The organism is Enterovibrio norvegicus (genome assembly GCF_002876705.1).
Classification (GTDB): Bacteria; Pseudomonadota; Gammaproteobacteria; order Enterobacterales; family Vibrionaceae; genus Enterovibrio; species Enterovibrio norvegicus_B.
The window spans coordinates 34,179-53,382 of sequence record NZ_MDAG01000015.1 but is presented as its reverse complement, the minus strand read 5'-3'; the positions used below and the strand labels follow the sequence as shown (position 1 = coordinate 53,382).

Sequence of the window (19,204 nt, the reverse complement as noted above, 5' to 3'; positions counted from 1 at the left end):
CTATTTTTATTGGCTTGCGTGATTTACACGAGATCAACGACTAGGTTTGTCGAGGCGATGCGGTTTCGACCCGCGCGTTTTGCACGGTAAAGGGCTTTATCAGCCGCCAAGACCAAGTCGCCATAATCTTGCCCTTGAACCGGCAAAATGGTTGCCACACCCTGGCTCAAGCTCAATCTCGTTGAGACAGAAGAAAACTCATGTTCGATATTGGCGCGCGCCAATGCTTCTGATATTTTTTCAGCCACATACACAGCCCCCTCTTCCGAGGTATTCGGCAACAAGATGGCAAACTCCTCACCGCCATACCGTGCAACCGCATCAAGCGGTCGTCGAATCACATCAAGGAAGACTTCCGCCACCATGCGCAAGGCTTTATCGCCTTGTTGATGACCATAGTTATCGTTGTAGGGTTTGAAGAAATCAATGTCGCAAAGAATAAGAGACAATGGCTCTTGCTCACGAATGTGGGAATGCCACATTTTCACTAACTGCTCGTCAAAGCTGCGTCGGTTCGCCACTTTCGTTAAGCCATCAACGAAGCTGAGCTCTTCAAGTTCCATGATGGCGTCTGCTAATTCTTGCTGTGTTGCTTTTCGAGCCGTTACGTCACGGGCGATCACCAAGACACCGATAGTGTCATCCGTCGGATCGCGGAATTGGGTTTTTGTTAACTCATACCAGACTTGAGAACCATCACGCTTCATCACCAAGTCTTCATATTTAATGGTCTTGCCATCTTTCAGTACGGGTATATCAACGCGCTGATGATCCGCCAACACATCCGGATCCATGAGATCTGCCGCTTGCTGCCCTTCAAGGTTGTCATGCGGTGCGCCCATGGCTTCTGCAAAAGCCGCATTCCCACCAAGGAAAACATAAGAAGAGTTATAGATCCCAATCGGGTCCACACTGGCCTCGAAGATTGAGGTCAACACATTACTGTGCTGTTTTAAGCGTTGCTCAACTTCTTGCCTTGCCTCAATCTCTTGCTCCAAGACTTCTTGCATCATGTGCCAATTGGTCACGTCGTGGCTAATGCTCAAGGTGCCATAGATACGATTGTCGTTGTCTCGAAGCACTGTTTGACTGGTTTCAAGCAAGCAACTATCGCCAGCAGGGGTGGTCGTCCAGCTTTGTTGGGTTCGGCGGCTGTCAAAGTTATCTTGCGCATTAAAGAACAGGCCTTCGTCTTCTCGCTCTTTCCAGAAACGATCAAACGCATTGTTGGTACCCACAATGCGTCCATCTCGGTCTTGAAAGCACACCAATTCAGCCAGAGAGTTTATGACGCTGCGGAATATATGGTTGTCGTTGTTTGCGAAGGGCTCGCTATAGACGCTTTCAGATTCAGGCTCGAGGGAGATAATCCACGCTCGCTGACCACTGCACCAAACAGGAAGGCCTGAAAAACGCGCATACCTTGGCGCATTGCGGTTTGATACCGCCCTAAAGTCAGCAGTGACATCAATAAAAGGTAAGGGCCAGCGGCGGTATCTCAACAGTGTATCAAACGTCGATTTGTCTTTTGTCCCTTTGAATTCAAGATGTCCATTGACGGTTTCCACGTTGAAAAGACGTACAAAGCCTCTATTCGCAAACAGGATCTTGCCATCCTCAATACCGATCATGGCTTTGGGAGAATACAGATTTGATAAGTATGCTTGCCACGTTTTCTTCGATATAACGCGACGGCGAGACGCCCAAAACGTACCGAGAAGAAAGCCGACAAAGAGCGTTACGGCTGCCATTGGCATCCAATCAGTCATTCAACCATCCCAAACTTGTGTTTCCTTTGCGTCTTTATCACTGGCACATTCGATTTTTGAACAAACCTCACGCTTTATCTTGCCATATGGTTGAGAAAGAAAACGAATAAGCCTACGTCGTTTTGCGACGTAGGTTCGTTAGGGTAACGCGATTTCCGTCACTACAGCACAGGCATGTCCAGTAAAGCGCGGATTTGAGAATATTAGGAAGGAAAGACAAAGGCATCATTTAACAATGCCCCTTGTGCGCCTTTTAGCGTCAACGCACGAGCGACACCCGTCATTGCTAACCACCGATTTTCACACCACGTTGGTGCAAGTAAGGTTGGGCGACGCGCACTGGCCGAGACGCGGTGATACACAACATCTGATGGCGTGCGAAGGATCATTTCTGAAGCACTTTCGACGTAGTCTTCAATCGTGATTTCATCCAAACGGCCTGCACGCCAAGATTTCGCCATAACACTGCCTTCAACAATATGAAGAGGATGAAGCTTGATACCGTCAGTGCCCGTCTCAACAACGCGTTCAATGGTGTCGATATGATCAGCGCGTGTGTCGCCCGGTAAACCGACGATAAGATGGGTGCAAACGTTCAGCCCAAGGGCTCTCGCCTTCTTGGTGACACGATCATAGCAAGCGAAGTCATGACCACGGTTTATACGGTGCAGGGTTTTGTCGTTTGCGGTTTGCAGGCCGAGCTCTAACCAGATCTCAAAGCCTTGAGCATGATAACTCGCCAACAACTCAAGAACGGCATCAGGAACACAATCAGGACGCGTACCCACACACAAGCCAACAATGTCTGCGGTCTTGAGTGCTTCTTCATACATGGCTTTCAGCTTTTCCACTTCCGCATACGTACTTGTGTATGCCTGAAAATATGCCAAGTAACGTTTCGCTCGGCCAATTTCGCCCGCTCGCTGTAACAACTGTGTTGTTACCGACAGTTGCTGAGCCGTTTCATCGGCAAACGACGCGACGTTGCAAAATGTACAACCACCGCGGCCTAGTGTGCCATCTCGGTTGGGACAACTAAACCCACCATGCAATGTGAGCTTGTGTACTTTTTCGCCATACCTGCGTTGTAAATCCTGACCAAAGGTATTCACCAAATGATGAAGTTCCATCGTCGACTGCCTCAGTGTTAAACGTAATAAAATAATGATGCTGAAAAAAAGCCGTCGATTTTATCACCAGCACTAAGCCGAAAAGCTCGATTGAATCAATCAAAATAGTAATTTTGTGCGACGAATTGAAAAAAAATTACAAAATAAAAACATTTACCTAGCCCACACCTCACGAAGGAAAACTCAATATTCAACAAAAGCAGTCCATAGCGAATAATTAGTCAATTTAATCGAAATTAAACGCAATAAATGTAAAATGATGCGCAATCGATTGTTAAGTTTTTATGGTAATTAAATTCCGGAATATGTAGGATATCTACAGCTGCGACTAATTTGTGAGCAATATAATTCGCGAAATTGCGCCTGTTCATAGCGACATATTTGGCATTTAGAAAAAAGCGCAGCATATCTACATAGTTTTGTAGAAAAAAAGGCTTACTTTTCTTCGTGAAAGTAATCTGGCTTGGACACCTGGAAACAACACATTTGTTGTTCCAATATTCGTGTCCGCTATGCCCATGCCCGCAACAGGTATGGCAAGGGAAGACAAATGCTTCCACAGCATTTGTGTCAACTGGAAGGACGTAAAGATGACAGATTCAGTGCTACGCACCGAGGGGCTCTATGTGCCCGAGATGGAACACGATGCCTGTGGTATCGGCTTCGTTGCCCACCTAAAAAACAGAAAGTCCCATGCGATAGTAACCCAAGCACTCGATATGCTGGCTCGTATGGAACACCGTGGCGGTCAAGGCTGCGATCCATGCAGTGGTGACGGCGCGGGTATTCTTCTTCAAAAACCTCACGAGTTTCTTCTTGAAGAAACACGCGCACTCGGCATTCAGCTCCCGTCGACAGACAAGTACGGCGTTGGTGTCATGCTCTTCCCAAGAGACGAAAACAAGCGTTATCAGTGCCGTGAGATCTTTGAACGTAATGCGAAGCGTCTTGATTTGGAGGTTATCGGCTACCGTGAATTGCCAACCGACAACTCCATGATTGGTGCTGACCCATTAAGCACAGAACCCCATTTTGAACACGCATTTGTTACAGGTGGCGAACACCTTTCAATCGATGAACTAGAGCGCAAACTTTTTGTTCTTCGTAACTATACCGTTCGTGTGTGCCTTGAAAGCGTGTCGAACATTGGTGATGACTTCTACATCAACTCGTTCTCAGCGAAAACACTGGTCTACAAAGGTCAATTGACCACAGAGCAGGTGCCACAATATTTCTTAGACCTTCAAAATTCTTCGATGGTCACTGCGTTGGCACTGGTTCACTCACGTTTCTCAACCAATACATTCCCCCGTTGGCGCTTGGCTCAGCCTTTCCGTAATATCGCGCACAACGGCGAAATCAATACCGTTCGTGGTAACCTGAACTGGATGAAAGCACGTGAAGCACTGCTTGAATCTAAGCTGTTCAGCGAACAAGAACTCAAGATGCTACTGCCTATCTGTCAAGAAGGCGCATCTGACTCTGCTAACTTCGACATGGCGCTAGAGCTCCTTACTCTGTCAGGACGTAGCATGCCGCACGTCTTGATGATGATGGTGCCGGAAGCTTGGCAAGAGAAGAAAGACATGGACCCTAAACTCCGTGCTTTCTACCAATTCCACGCCAACATCATGGAACCATGGGATGGCCCAGCCTCTTTGTGTTTCACTGACGGCGTAAAAGTTGGCGCGACCCTTGACCGCAATGGTCTTCGTCCAAGCCGCTATACCGTGACAAAAGATGACTACCTCATCATGGCATCTGAGTCAGGCGTGGTAGAAATCGCACCAGAAAACGTTCACTTCCGTGGTCGTTTGCAGCCAGGCCGTATCTTCGTTGCTGACCTAGAACAAGGTCGCATCATTTCTGATGAAGAAGTGAAGAACGAAATCGCGTCTGCTCAGCCTTACCAAGAGTGGGTTGAGAAGAACTTATTACAACTCGATAAGCTTCCAGAAGCGGGCACGAAGAACCACCAGCCATCACCTGAGCGTCTATTGCATCATCAACAAGCGTTTGGTGTGACGTCAGAAGAAGTGAATGAAATTCTGGTACCGATGGCGAAAGATGCAAAAGAACCGCTTGGCGCAATGGGCGCTGACTGGCCTTTGGCTGTGCTTTCTCACCAGTCTCAACACTTATCTAACTACTTCAAGCAGTTGTTCGCGCAGGTCACCAACCCACCGATCGATCCGATCCGTGAGCGTATGGTCATGTCTTTGAAAACCTACTTAGGTCAAGACCAAAACCTGTTGATTGAAACGCCTGAACATTGCCGTAAAGTGGAATTGGAAACCCCTGTTCTGAGCAATGCCGAGCTAGAAAAGCTGCGTGCGATTGATAACGATCACCTCCAAGCGAAAACGCTAGATATCGTATTCCGCGCAAGCGGCGAAAACGGCAAGCTAGAACGTGCGCTAAAACGTATTTGTCAGTATGCAGAGGATGCGGTTAACGATGGTTACTCCATTATTCTTCTTACTGACCGTGCCGTGAACTCTAACCACGCAGCAATCCCAGCGATGCTTGCAGTGGGTGCCGTTCACCACCACCTGATCCGCAAGGGCCTTCGTGCGAAAGCGGACATTGTTATCGAAACGGGCGATGCTCGTGAAACCCATCACTTCGCCACACTCGTTGGCTACGGTGCGAATGCTGTTAACCCGTACCTGGTCTACGAAACTTTGGTCGATTTACAGCGCACCAAGAAGCTGGATCCAGAAGCGGATGTGGATGTGTTGTTCGAGAACTACCGTAAGTCTATCAACGCAGGCTTGCTGAAAATCTTCTCGAAAATGGGTATTTCTACCCTTCAGTCATACCACGGTGCGCAAATCTTTGAAGCATTGGGTATCAGCAAAGCGGTTGTCGATAAATACTTCACCGGTACTGTTTCGCGTATTCAAGGCCTGACCATTGATGACATCGCGAAAGAAGTGCTGATCCGTCACCGCTTGGGTTACCCAACACGTGAAATTCCCGTTCAAATGCTGGATGTCGGTGGTGTTTATCAGTGGAAACAACGTGGTGAGAAGCACCTGTTTAACCCTGAAACTATCCACTTGTTGCAGAATTCAACGCGCAACAAAGACGTTAAGCAGTTCAAAGAGTATTGCCACGCTGTAGACAGCCAAGGCGATGATGCTGCAACGCTGCGTAGCCAGTTTGATTTTGTGAAGAATCCAGCAGGTAGCATTCCTCTTGAAGAGGTTGAGCCAATCGAAAGCATCCTGAAGCGTTTCGCGACCGGTGCAATGAGCTTTGGTTCTATCTCGCATGAAGCGCACTCTACCCTTGCAGTTGCAATGAACCGCATCGGTGCAAAATCAAACTCAGGTGAAGGTGGCGAAGACCCAGTCCGTTTTGAGAAGAAAGACAACGGCGATTGGGAACGCTCAGCAATCAAACAGGTTGCATCAGGTCGTTTCGGTGTCACGTCTTACTACCTCACCAATGCCGCTGAGATCCAAATCAAAATGGCGCAAGGCGCGAAGCCAGGTGAAGGTGGTCAGCTTCCAGGTCACAAAGTGGATGACTGGATTGGTCGCACACGTCACTCCACCCCAGGGGTCGGCCTAATTTCACCACCGCCACACCACGATATCTACTCTATCGAGGATTTGGCGCAGCTGATTTATGACCTGAAAAACGCAAACCGTGAAGCACGTGTTAACGTCAAACTGGTTTCAGAAGCGGGTGTTGGCACCATCGCGTCAGGCGTAGCAAAAGCCAAAGCTGACGTGGTACTGATTGCAGGTTTTGATGGCGGTACCGGTGCATCACCACTGTCGTCAATCAAACACGCGGGTCTGCCATGGGAACTGGGATTGGCGGAAACACACCAAACACTGCTGAAAAACGGCCTACGTAACCGTATCGTCGTTCAATCAGATGGCCAGATGAAAACCCCTCGCGACTTAGCAGTGGCAACACTACTGGGCGCAGAAGAATGGGGCGTGGCAACCGCAGCACTGGTTGTTGAAGGTTGTATCATGATGCGTAAGTGTCACCTCAACACCTGTCCTGTTGGTATCGCAACACAAGATAAAACCCTGCGTGAGCGCTTTGACGGCCGCGTAGAAGACATTGTGACCTTCTTCACTTACATGGCGGAAGGCCTTCGTGAAGTCATGGCAGAGCTTGGCTACCGTTCTATTAACGAAATGGTAGGTCAGTCTCAGCACCTGAAAGTACGTAGCGATGTAGGCCACTGGAAATACAAGAACCTAGACCTCAATGTTGTTCTTCATAAAGAAGAACCACGTGAAGGTGACGGCATGTACTGCCAGCGCGAGCAAAACCACGGTCTTGAAACCATTCTGGATCGCCGCTTGATTGAAGTGGCTTCAAGCGCGCTTTATGAAGGCCGCAAGGTGGATGCAGAGTTCGCTATCGTCAACACGGACCGCAGCGCCGGTACCATGCTGTCGAATGAGATTTCGAAAATCTACAAAGACCAAGGCTTACCTGAGCAAATGAATGTGAAATTCAAAGGCTCTGCAGGTCAAAGCTTCGGTGCATTCCTTGCGAAAGGTGTGAAGTTCGAAGTCGAAGGCGACGCGAACGACTACTGGGGTAAAGGTTTATCTGGCGGTACCTTGGTGCTTTACCCAGATGCGAAGAGCGACATCATTGCCGAAGACAACATTGTTGTTGGTAACGTGTGTTTCTATGGCGCAACCTCAGGTGAGTCATTCATTCGCGGTGTAGCAGGCGAGCGTTTCTGTGTACGTAACTCCGGTGCGAAAGTGGTTGTAGAAGGTATCGGTGACCACGGTTGTGAATACATGACCGGTGGTGTTGCTATCGTTCTGGGTCAAACAGGCCGTAACTTTGCAGCAGGCATGAGCGGCGGTGTTGCTTATATCTGGGACCAATTCGAAAACTTTGAATCTAAGCTGAACCCAGAGTTGGTTGACTTGGATCCATTGGATGCGGAAGACATCGAATTGCTGAAAGAGATGATTGGTAAACACCAAGCATTTACAGGCAGTGCCGTTGCCGAGACCTTCTTATCGAACGTTGATGAGAACCTCAAGCGCATCGTGAAGGTGATGCCGCGTGATTACAAAGCTGTGCTGGAACAACGCAAAGCAGAAGCCGCAAACAAGGAAGAAGTGGAGGCTGTAAATGGGTAAGCCAACTGGATTTTTAGAATTTGGCCGAGAACTCCCGGGCAAAAAAGACCCCGCTGTTCGTATTCAAGACAACAAGGAATTTGTCCTGAACGAAGAGTTTGGTGAAAAGATTAACGAGCAATCGTCACGTTGTATGGATTGCGGTGTCCCGTTTTGTCATAACGGTTGCCCAATCGGAAACATCATTCCTGAATTCAATGACGCGGTATACCGCGACAGCTGGGAAGAAGCGTGGAACATTTTAAGTTCTACCAATAACTTCCCAGAATTCACAGGACGTGTGTGCCCTGCACCATGTGAAAGCTCATGTGTATTGGGTATCAACCAAGACCCAATCACCATCTGTAACATCGAAAAAACCATCGTAGAGACAGCGTACCGTGAAGGCTATGCTAAGCCAAAAACGCCAACGTCTCGCACCGGTAAAAAAGTCGCCATCATCGGTTCAGGCCCTGCAGGCCTGTCTGCTGCCGAGCAGCTTAACAGTGCAGGTCACTCCGTCACCGTTTTTGAACGTGATGAAAAAGTCGGTGGTTTGCTGCGTTTCGGTATTCCAGATTTCAAACTCGGCATGGACATTATTGATCGCAAGATCAATCTAATGGCCGAAGCTGGCGTACAGTTTGAAGTGAATGCACACGTAGGTGTGACGGTTAACGCGCATCAAATTCGTCAAGATTTCGATGTGGTATTGCTCACCGGCGGTTCAACTGTGCCACGTGATTTGCCAATCCCAGGTCGCGAGCTAAAAGGCGTTCACTTTGCGATGGAATTCCTTGGTCAAAACAACCGCCGTGCAAATGGCATGGATTTGAAAACCGAAGAAATTCACGTAAAAGACAAGCACGTTGTGGTTATTGGTGGTGGTGATACCGGTTCTGACTGTGTAGGCACATCGAACCGACATGGCGCGAAGAGCATTACTCAAGTGGAAATCATGCCTATCCCACCTGAGCTGCGCCCTGCCAACATGCCTTGGCCGCAGTACCCAATGATCATGCGCACTTCTACTTCTCACGAAGAGGGTTGTGATCGTCATTGGAACATCCTGACCAAAGAATTCATCGGTGACGATGCAGGCAATGTTAAAGCCCTGCGTATCGCGGATATTGTTTGGAAAGATGCAGCGCCAGGCGAACGTCCCGGTTTTGAAGAAGTGGCAGGCACCGAGCGTGTTATCCCATGTGATAACGCATTCTTGGCGATGGGCTTCCTTCACCCAGAACCTCAAGGTGTGCTAGCACAACTCGATGTTGCCTTAGATGACCGCGGTAACGTGGCGGCGACCAATTATCAAACAAGTCAAAAAGGCGTATTTGCTGCAGGTGATATGCGTACAGGTCAATCATTGGTTGTTCGTTGTATCAACGAAGGCCGTGAATGTGCGCGCGCCATTGATGCCTTCCTTATGGGTGATACGCATCTCGAGGCAAAAGCTGACTCGTTGATGCTCTCCGCATAATAATAAGTAAGTGTTATCTTCCAGTTTTGCCAGCCCTCAGTGGCTGGCTTTTTTCTTTTTAGAGACAAATTCACGTCAAAACTGCCAAATCCCCTCCTTTCACATTCTATTTCCCGTTCGTGCATGCCAGTAATCTCTGCGACAGACTTAAAAATATCTGCCATAAAATGCTACTCAAAGGGGCTGTTTTCGGCATATATTGCTGTTTATCCGTAAAGTCAATGTAACGTGACGAAATTTGACCTGTTAATCAATAATCGATAACGTGCAATGCCGGAATGAATACCACCGAGTTCCGTTATTAGAGAAATGATGTCAGGAAGACATTAAAGAACTGCAGTCACTGCTTGAAGCAGTCGCAAGGGAGAATTGCAATGTCGCTGTATGATCCAACGCTGGAGAAAGACAACTGTGGCTTTGGTCTGATCGCCCACACAGAGGGTGAAGCTAGCCACAAACTCGTCAGAACAGCCATTTCCGCACTAGACCGAATGACCCACCGCGGCGCGATTAACGCCGATGGGAAAACCGGTGATGGTTGCGGCTTATTACTTCAAAAGCCCGATAACTTTTTCCGCATGATTGCCGAAGAGAACAACTGGACACTCAGTAAACTCTACGGCGTCGGTATGATTTTCCTCAGTCAAGATCCCGAAAAAGCAAAAAAAGCCAAAACGATCTTTGAACGTGAAATTGAAGCCGAAACCCTGTCTATTGTTGGCTGGCGCGAAGTGCCAACAAACTCAGACGTATTGGGTGAAATCGCCCTAAGCTCAGTCCCTACCATCGAACAAGTCTTTATTAACGGTCCCGCTGGTTGGCGCGCCCGTGACCTTGAGCGCCGTCTGTATATCGCACGTCGCCGCGCAGAAAAAGCCCTTCAAGAAGATCCCGATTTCTACATCACCAGCCTGTCGACGCGCACCATTGTCTACAAAGGCTTGTGCATGCCCGCTGATCTGCCGAGGTTCTACCTTGATCTTGCTGATCTTCGCCTTGAGTCGTCGATCTGTTTATTCCACCAGCGTTTTTCAACCAACACCACCCCTCGCTGGCCATTGGCTCAACCGTTTCGTTATTTGGCGCACAATGGTGAAATCAACACCATCGAAGGCAACCGTCAATGGGCGCGTGCCCGTGCTTACAAATTCAAATCGCCGCTATTGCCTGACCTAGAACAAGCCGCGCCGTTTGTTAACGAAACGGGCTCTGACAGCTCTAGCCTTGATAACATGCTGGAAGTCTTCCTGGCTGGCGGCATGGATTTATTCCGTGCAATGCGCATGCTTGTGCCACCTGCATGGCAGAACCACCCAGACATGGATGAAGATTTACGCGCGTTTTACGACTTTAACTCCATGCACATGGAACCGTGGGACGGCCCAGCGGGCATCGTCATGTCAGACGGTCGATATGCCGCGTGTAACCTCGACCGAAATGGCCTGCGCCCTGCACGATATGTTGTCACTAAAGACAAGCTAATCACCCTCGCCTCCGAAGTGGGCATCTGGGATTACGCGCCGGACGAAGTGGCAGAGAAAGGCCGCGTTGGCCCCGGTGAGTTGCTGGTTATTGATACCTTTGACGGTGAAGTGTGGCACTCAGCCGACATCGATAACGATCTGAAAGGTCGTCACCCATACAAAGCATGGCTCGACAAAAACGTTCGACGCCTCACGCCATTCGAAGACATGGATCCAAACGATCGCGCTAGCCAACGCAGCATGAACGATGATGAGCTGCAGGTTTACCAAAAACTCTACGGCGTATCGGGCGAAGAGCTCGATCAAGTGCTGCGCGTACTGGGTGAAATAGGCCAAGAAGCGACAGGCTCGATGGGTGATGACACCCCCATGGCGGTACTCTCTTCCCAAGCACGAAACGTCGCGGATTACTTCCGTCAAAAATTCGCGCAGGTCACCAACCCACCTATCGACCCCTTGCGTGAAAACCACGTTATGTCGCTGGCAACGTCGATCGGTCGTGAGAAAAATGTCTTCTCAGAAACCGATGGTCACGCACACCGCGTCTCGTTCAAAAGCCCGGTTTTGCTCTATTCAGACATGGTGCAATTACTTGAGCTGGACGACGAGTATTATCAAAACAGCATTATCGACATCAACTTCAACCCAGAAGAAAAAGACCTCAAACAAGCCATTGTTGATGTTTGCGACCAAGCAGAACGCGTCGTTCGTGACGGCACGGTATTGGTTGTGTTGTCAGATCGTGGCATCACAAAAGACAAACTCCCCATTCCAGCAGCCATGGCGGTGGGTGCTGTGCAACAACGCTTGGTGAACGCCAATCTGCGTTGTGATGCCAACATTGTTATCGAAACCGCCTCTGCGCGCGATCCACACCAATTTGCCGTTTTGCTTGGCTTTGGTGCGACGGCGGTTTACCCCTACCTCGCGTATGAATCCATCGGCAAGATGGTCGACAACAAAGTGATTGCCAAAACCATGTCGGAAGCGGCACTTAACTTCCGAAATGGTATCCATAAAGGCCTGTTTAAAATCATGTCTAAAATGGGTATTTCGACCATTGCCTCATACCGCTGCTCTCAGTTATTTGAAGCGGTTGGCCTCAACGACAACGTGGTTAACCTTTGCTTTAAAGGCGTAGCAAGCCGTATTCAAGGTGCAGATTTTGATGATTTCCAGCAAGATCTCGTCAACTTGTCGCGCCGTGCTTGGCTCAAGCGTAAGCCTATCGATAATGGAGGCTTGCTCAAATACGTCCACGGCGGCGAATACCATGCCTATAACCCAGATGTCGTTAACTCACTGCAATCTGCGGTTAAATCCGGCGAAAGTGTCGACTATAAGAGCTATGCAAGAATGGTTAACAGTCGCCCTGTTTCATCAATCCGCGATTTAATGCGCCTCAAGCCAGTTGAAAAACCTGCCGTTCTTGAGCACGTTGAACCCGCCAGCGAGTTGTTCAAGCGTTTCGATTCCGCCGCCATGTCGATTGGGGCATTGAGCCCTGAAGCACATGAAGCCCTCGCAATTGCGATGAACCGCCTTGGCGGTAATTCCAACTCGGGCGAAGGTGGCGAAGATCCACGTCGCTTTAACTCTGAGCGTAACTCACGCATCAAGCAGATCGCGTCAGGTCGATTTGGTGTAACGCCACATTACCTGACTAACGCCGATGTGCTGCAAATCAAAGTAGCGCAAGGTGCAAAACCGGGGGAAGGTGGACAACTACCAGGCCACAAAGTCACCGCAGAAATTGCACGTCTTCGTCATTCAGTCCAAGGCGTAACGCTAATTTCACCGCCGCCGCACCACGACATTTACTCAATTGAAGATTTGGCGCAGCTGATTTTCGATCTCAAACAAGTAAACCCTGATGCGCTCGTGTCGGTGAAGCTGGTGTCTGAACCTGGTGTGGGCACGATCGCGGTGGGTGTGGCAAAAGCTTATGCCGATCTCATCACCATTTCTGGCTACGACGGCGGCACAGGCGCAAGCCCACTGACTTCGGTGAAATATGCCGGTAGCCCGTGGGAGCTTGGACTCGCTGAAACCCAACAAGCGCTAGTGGCTAATGGTCTTCGCCATAAAATCCGTCTTCAAGTCGATGGCGGGTTGAAAACCGGTTTAGACATCATCAAGGCCACCATTTTGGGTGCTGAAAGCTTCGGTTTTGGTACTGCGCCAATGGTCGCTCTGGGCTGTAAATACCTGCGTATTTGTCACTTGAACAACTGCGCGACCGGTGTTGCAACGCAAGATGACACCCTGCGTCGCGATTACTTCAAAGGCTTGCCAGAGCAAGTCATGAACTTCTTTAAAGGCCTTGCTGAAGAAGTGCGTGAGCTTATGGCGGAACTTGGCGTTGAAAAACTCACCGATTTGATTGGTCGCACAGACTTACTCGAAGCGGTTGATGGGTTCACGGCCAAACAGCTAAAACTCGATTTGAGCAGCATTCTCGAATCCCCAACGCCCGTGTCAGGTAAATCTGTTTATTGGACCGAGCCTAATCCACCGTTTGATAAGGCTTTGCTGAACCAAACACTCATGGGCACGTTTGCTGATTCCATTGAAAAACGTCAGCCCGCAAGTACCTACCTCAACGTGAAAAACACCGACCGCTCTATCGGCGCGACCTTGTCGGGTGCCATCGCGAAACGTTATGGCAACCAAGGAATGGCGGGCACACCGCTCAATATCCAATTGCAAGGTACAGCAGGACAATCTTTAGGCGTTTGGAATGCGGGCGGCGTGCACATCACGCTCACCGGCGATGCCAATGACTATGTCGGTAAAGGCATGGCAGGCGGCAAAATCATCATCAAGCCACCTGTCGGCTCTGCATTTCGTTCGCACGAATCTACCATCATCGGTAACACCTGTTTGTACGGTGCCACCGGCGGTAAATTGTTTGCTGCCGGTACGGCGGGTGAACGCTTTGCAGTGCGTAACTCCGGCTCTTTAGCCGTGGTGGAAGGCGCTGGCGACAATGCGTGCGAGTACATGACGGGCGGTATTGTGGCCATCCTCGGGCATTGTGGCGTCAACTTCGGTGCAGGCATGACGGGCGGTTTTGCCTACGTGCTGGATGAAACCGGTGATTTTGCAGGCCGTGTAAACCCTGAACTGGTTGAAGCGCTGTCACTCGATGACTTAACGATTCATCAAGAACACCTCCGTGGTCTCATTGATCAACATTTGGAACTCACGGGTTCCGCTCGTGCGCAGGAAATCCTCGCCGACTTTGAACAATGGATCAGTAAATTCTATCTGGTGAAACCTAAAGCAGCAGACGTGCGTTCTCTGCTTGGTCACCAAAGCCGAAGCGCAGCTGAGCTGCGTGTTCAGGCGCAGTAACGGAGGACCTTATGAGCCAGAACGTATACCAATTTATCGACGTGCAACGTATCGACCCACGTAAGAAGCCGATCAAAACACGTAAAACAGAGTTCGTTGAAATCTACGAACCCTTCACAGGCACGCAAGCATCTGCGCAGTCTGATCGCTGCTTGGACTGTGGTAACCCCTACTGTGAATGGAAATGCCCGGTTCACAACTACATTCCTCAGTGGCTTAAGCTGGCGAACGAAGGCCGTATCATTGAAGCAGTGGAGCTTTCTCACCAGACCAACAGCTTGCCTGAAGTGTGTGGTCGCGTGTGTCCTCAAGACCGCCTGTGTGAAGGTTCATGTACGCTGAATGAAGATTTCGGCGCCGTGACCATTGGCAATGTTGAAAAATACATCACCGACAAAGCCTTTGAAATGGGCTGGAAGCCAGACATGTCTGGCGTGGAATGGACCGATAAGAAAGTTGCCATCATCGGTGCAGGCCCTGCAGGTCTTGCCTGTGCGGATGTACTGGTTCGAAACGGCGTTAAACCCGTTGTGTTCGATCGCTACCCTGAGATTGGCGGCTTGCTGACCTTTGGTATTCCGTCTTTCAAATTGGAAAAAGACATCATGCGCAATCGTCAGCGTGTCTTTACCGAGATGGGCGTGGAATTCCAGTTGAATACAGAGGTCGGTTCAGACATCACCTTGGAAACGCTTATCAAGGATTATGATGCTGTCTTCCTTGGCGTCGGCACATACAAATCCATGCGAGCAGGCCTTGATAACGAAGACGCACCAGGTGTTTACGACGCCTTGCCGTTTTTGATTGCCAACACCTACCGTGTGATGGAACTGGAAGGCGATGCGCCTGAGTTTATCGACATGGCAGGCAAGCAAGTTGTCGTGCTAGGCGGCGGGGATACCGCGATGGACTGTGTTCGCACCTCGATTCGCCATGGCGCGAAAAACGTGGTGTGTGCCTACCGTCGTGACGAAGCCAACATGCCTGGCTCTCGCCGTGAGGTAAAAAATGCCAAGGAAGAAGGCGTGAACTTCATGTTCAACCTTCAACCTCTTGGCCTTGAAGTAGACAGCAGCGGCAACGTCACTGGCGTTAATGTGGTGAAAACCCAGTTGGGTGAACCTGACGAAGCGGGTCGTCGCCGTCCTGAACCCGTCAAAGGCAGCGAACATGTACTGCCCGCTGACGCGGTTATCATGGCCTTCGGCTTCCAACCACATCAAATGGCATGGCTTGAACCATTCGGCGTTGATTTAGACCAATGGGGACGCATTCAAGTACCAGAAAAAGGCGCATTTTCGTATCAAACCACCAACGAGAAAATCTTCGCGGGCGGTGATGCAGTGCGAGGTTCAGATTTGGTGGTGACCGCCATCGATGAAGGCCGAAAAGCGGCGGAAGGCATTTTGGATTACCTCGAGGTGTAAACCGCTTCGCTTGCTTCAAACATCACGAAATTAAGTGCCCGCAAGGGCACTTTTTTTTCGCCCGAATTTACCGTCATGTTACACTCAGTGCATTCCCAAAAACCGAACGAGTATAAACATGAAAATTGGTATTATCGGTGCCATGGAGCAGGAAGTTACCCTGCTAAAAAGCAAAATTAACAACTGCCAACTGCAAGAGATTGCGGGTAGCAAGTTCTACACGGGCGACATGAACGGCGTTGACGTTGTTCTTCTGCAATCTGGTATCGGCAAAGTTGCAGCGGCGCTGAGCACATCGATTCTGCTTGATCGCTTTAAAGTCACCGAAGTGATCAACACGGGTTCTGCGGGCGGTTTCGACCCATCGCTTAACCTTGGTGATGTCGTCATTTCTACTGACGTGGCATACCACGATGCTGACGTAACGGCATTTGGTTACACCATGGGTCAAATGGCTGGCCAACCCGCCACCTTTACATCAAACGAAAAACTGATGGACGTTGCAGAGCAAGCACTCGCAGCAATGGACCCAGCGCCGCATGCGGTTCGCGGTTTGATCTGTACAGGTGATGCCTTCGTTTGTACTGCAGAACGCCAAAACTACATTCGTGAACACTTCCCGAACGTGATTGCGGTAGAAATGGAAGCAGCTGCGATTGCGCAAGCATGCCACCAATTCAACGTACCTTTCGTTGTTGTTCGCGCCATCTCTGATGTTGCAGACAAAGAGTCACCAATGACGTTTGATGAGTTCCTGCCTCTCGCAGCGAAAAGCTCAAGCGCCATGGTTGAAAAAATGGTCGAGTTGCTTAGCGCATAATGACCGAGCTCCCTACCCCGTTTGAAACCTTGCTTGGCTATTCAACCTTGCTCGCGATGTGGGGAGCTTTGCTATTGCATTGGTTTTTTCCAGTGCCTCCTTCAGCCAATCCTCTCAGTCTTTGGCGGCGAGTCGCGGATGCTATCGCAGACAAAGTAAACCATCCTGATGACGAACCACAGCAACGTAAGCTGTCGGGCGCATTGGCGTTTGGCATCATGTGGCTGACCCTTGCCGTCGCACTCATCGCCTTAAAACAATTGGTTTGGATCCCTTGGCTGTTTGATTTACTTCTTCTTTGGCTTGTCCTTGGTTGGCGTCCCATCGTCAATCAAACCCAACAGCTTGAACAAGCGCTTGCCCGAGAAGATAAACCTGCTGCACGCACATTGCTTGCTGAAACCCTGAATAGAGATACACAGAGTCTATCTGGCGTTGGCATTGCCAAAGCCAGCTGTGAAACCTTGCTGTTAGGCTATGCGCGACAGGTGGTTGGCGTATTATTTTGGTATGCCTTACTCGGAGGCATTGGCGCGTTTCTTTATACGCTCGTGGTGTTATTGGCGCGCACATGGCCAACACGCCGAGAAGAATATGCAGAATTCGGATTGTTCTCTGCAGCCTTTCTCTCTGTGCTCGATTGGGTGCCAACACGGTTGTTTGCGCTACTCATTGCCGCCGGTCACCGCTTTGAACCTGCCATGCTGGCAATCCGAGATACCGGACAACGCTGGGCAACAAGCGGCAGTGATTGGGTGCTTTCTGCCACTGGCGCAAAGTTTCAGTTATCTCTCGGCGGCCCAGCCATTTACGATAACCAAAAGATCACTCGCCCCAAGTTAGGCGGTGATATTGCTCCCTCATCGGTTCATTTAGCTTTGCTGAATCAGCAACTTCGCCAAAAAGCATGGCTATGGATTGTACTTCAAAGTTTTACCATGTGGTTCGCACACGGATTCCTCTAATGTCTCGCATTTTTTTTGTTTTGCTCTTGTTGCCAACCCTTGTTTTGGCCTCGCCACTGCGCGTGATCAGTTTATCGCCTCACACCACCGAACTGGCTTATGAGGCCGGTTTGGGTAAAAACCTTATTGCTGTCAGCGCCCACAGCGATTACCCACCAGAAGCCCTAGATCTAGAACAAGTCGCTTCATACCGTGGGATCAAAATCGAACGCGTCGTGGCGCTCGAACCTGATCTGGTACTTGCATGGCAAGGCGGCAACCCTGATCGAGAACTGGCAAAACTTGAGCGCCTTGGCATCAAGGTGTTTTATTCCAACCCGCATTCTTTATACGACGCTGCAGACAATATCGAAAAACTGGGTGCGTACTCTGATGATCCCGAGGCAGCAACCGCACGAGCCAATGACGTGCGAAAAGCGTTAAAAACGATAGAAGCCAACCAGAAAAACAAAGCGAAGGTGCCTTACTTTTATCAGCTCAGTGACACACCATTAATGACGAACAACGGCGAACATTGGCCGCAACCTCTATTCTCTTTGTGTGGTGGTGAGAACATTTTTGCCAACAGCGCGGCACCGTATCCACAGATCAGCATGGAGCAAATTGTAGTGAGAAAGCCACTCGCGATTTTCTATCCATCCAGCCGTATTGCACCGATGGACGTTTGGACATCATGGGAAACTTTTATTCCCGCCGTGAAAAACAAACATGTCTTCGAGGTAACGGGAGATTGGCTCAGCCGCCCAACACCACGCGCATTGAAAGCGGTTGCACAAATCTGTACAGCCTTTGATCGAGTAAGAAGCGATCTAAATCACTAATTCGAATAAAGATGACCGACAAGCCAGCGCAATGGATTGCCCAGTTACGGAAATAACGTAAAATCGCGCGCGCTTTTTATAGGGATAGCGCAATCATGCTTTTGTATTTTTTAGACATGTTTGGGACGGCAGTTTTCGCCATTTCAGGCGTTTTATTGGCGGGTAAACTCCGCATGGATCCATTCGGCGTTGTCGTTCTCGCCATGGTTACTGCCATCGGTGGCGGCACCATTCGAGACATGGCACTTGGAGCAACACCTGTATTTTGGATTACTTCACCAGAGTACTTGTGGATGATTCTGGCTACCTGTGCACTGTCTCTACTACTGATTCGACGTCCTCGTCGTCTACCGTGGTATTTTCTCCCTGTTGCGGATGCAATCGGCCTTGCTGTGTTTGTTGCCATTGGTGTTGATAAGGCACTGAGCTATGGCGCATCACCGATGGTGGCTGTCATTATGGGCATCATTACAGGGTGTGGCGGCGGTATCATCCGTGACGTGCTAGCCCGAGAAATCCCCATGATATTGAGAACCGAAGTGTACGCGACTGCGTGCCTTGCGGGCGGTATGATCCACACGCTGGCACTGGCTGCGAACGTGGATTCAGTTGCTGCATCGATTGCTGGCATGGTCACCACACTCTCCATTCGACTCGCCGCCATTAGATGGCATCTTTCTCTGCCCACTTTCGCCATCAAGTAAACACCCGTCCTTGCAAGCCCTTCATGTTGCAGACATGAAGGGACGCCAGACTCAGAATCATTGCAAAAACGCGCCTATTTTCGGCGCGTTTTTTTATGTCCGCCCCAATTAAATAAACCAAAAACTT

10 protein-coding genes are annotated in these 19,204 nt (G+C 49.7%); 8 read left to right on the top strand and 2 right to left on the bottom strand.

What is annotated here, in order from left to right; genetic code table 11:
* Positions 1–23: 23 nt before the first annotated feature.
* Both BCT27_RS11025 and mnmL read right to left on the bottom strand, forming a co-directional pair.
* On the bottom strand, positions 24–1,769 hold the full coding sequence (locus BCT27_RS11025; RefSeq protein WP_102395827.1) for a sensor domain-containing diguanylate cyclase: 1,746 nt from the start codon (positions 1,767–1,769) through the stop codon (positions 24–26).
* Positions 1,770–1,972: 203 nt separating this feature from the next.
* The gene (mnmL, locus tag BCT27_RS11020; protein WP_102317419.1) at positions 1,973–2,899 is read right to left on the bottom strand and encodes a tRNA modification radical SAM protein MnmL/YtqA; all 927 of its coding nucleotides are present in this window, start codon (positions 2,897–2,899) and stop codon (positions 1,973–1,975) included.
* Positions 2,900–3,489: 590 nt separating this feature from the next.
* On the opposite strand from mnmL, the gene gltB (BCT27_RS11015) reads away from it, so the two are divergent.
* The 8 genes from gltB (BCT27_RS11015) (at position 3,490) to BCT27_RS10980 (ending at position 19,077) form a co-directional block, all read left to right on the top strand.
* Positions 3,490–8,037: a glutamate synthase large subunit gene (gltB, locus tag BCT27_RS11015; protein ID WP_102395826.1), complete on the top strand. Its 4,548-nt coding sequence runs from the start codon at positions 3,490–3,492 to the stop codon at positions 8,035–8,037.
* A complete protein-coding gene (locus tag BCT27_RS11010) occupies positions 8,030–9,499 on the top strand; it encodes a glutamate synthase subunit beta (RefSeq protein WP_102395825.1) in 1,470 nt (489 codons plus the stop codon). Before gltB (BCT27_RS11015) ends, BCT27_RS11010 begins: the two co-directional genes overlap by 8 nt.
* A 374-nt stretch (positions 9,500–9,873) precedes the next feature.
* A complete protein-coding gene (gltB, locus tag BCT27_RS11005; RefSeq protein ID WP_102395824.1) occupies positions 9,874–14,340 on the top strand; it encodes a glutamate synthase large subunit in 4,467 nt (1,488 codons plus the stop codon).
* An 11-nt stretch (positions 14,341–14,351) separates the two neighbouring features.
* Positions 14,352–15,767, top strand: a complete 1,416-nt coding sequence (locus tag BCT27_RS11000) for an FAD-dependent oxidoreductase (protein ID WP_102395823.1) — start codon at positions 14,352–14,354, stop codon at positions 15,765–15,767.
* 118 nt (positions 15,768–15,885) lie between these two features.
* The gene (gene mtnN, locus BCT27_RS10995; protein ID WP_102317414.1) at positions 15,886–16,587 is read left to right on the top strand and encodes a 5'-methylthioadenosine/S-adenosylhomocysteine nucleosidase; all 702 of its coding nucleotides are present in this window, start codon (positions 15,886–15,888) and stop codon (positions 16,585–16,587) included.
* On the top strand, positions 16,587–17,552 hold the full coding sequence (locus BCT27_RS10990; RefSeq protein ID WP_102395822.1) for a cobalamin biosynthesis family protein: 966 nt from the start codon (positions 16,587–16,589) through the stop codon (positions 17,550–17,552). Before mtnN ends, BCT27_RS10990 begins: the two co-directional genes overlap by 1 nt.
* Positions 17,552–18,373: a vitamin B12 ABC transporter substrate-binding protein BtuF gene (gene btuF, locus BCT27_RS10985; RefSeq protein WP_102395821.1), complete on the top strand. Its 822-nt coding sequence runs from the start codon at positions 17,552–17,554 to the stop codon at positions 18,371–18,373. Before BCT27_RS10990 ends, btuF begins: the two co-directional genes overlap by 1 nt.
* 95 nt (positions 18,374–18,468) lie before the next feature.
* Complete coding sequence (locus tag BCT27_RS10980) at positions 18,469–19,077, top strand: TRIC cation channel family protein (RefSeq protein ID WP_017011778.1); 609 nt, start codon at positions 18,469–18,471, stop codon at positions 19,075–19,077.
* The last annotated feature ends 127 nt before the right edge of the window (positions 19,078–19,204 follow it).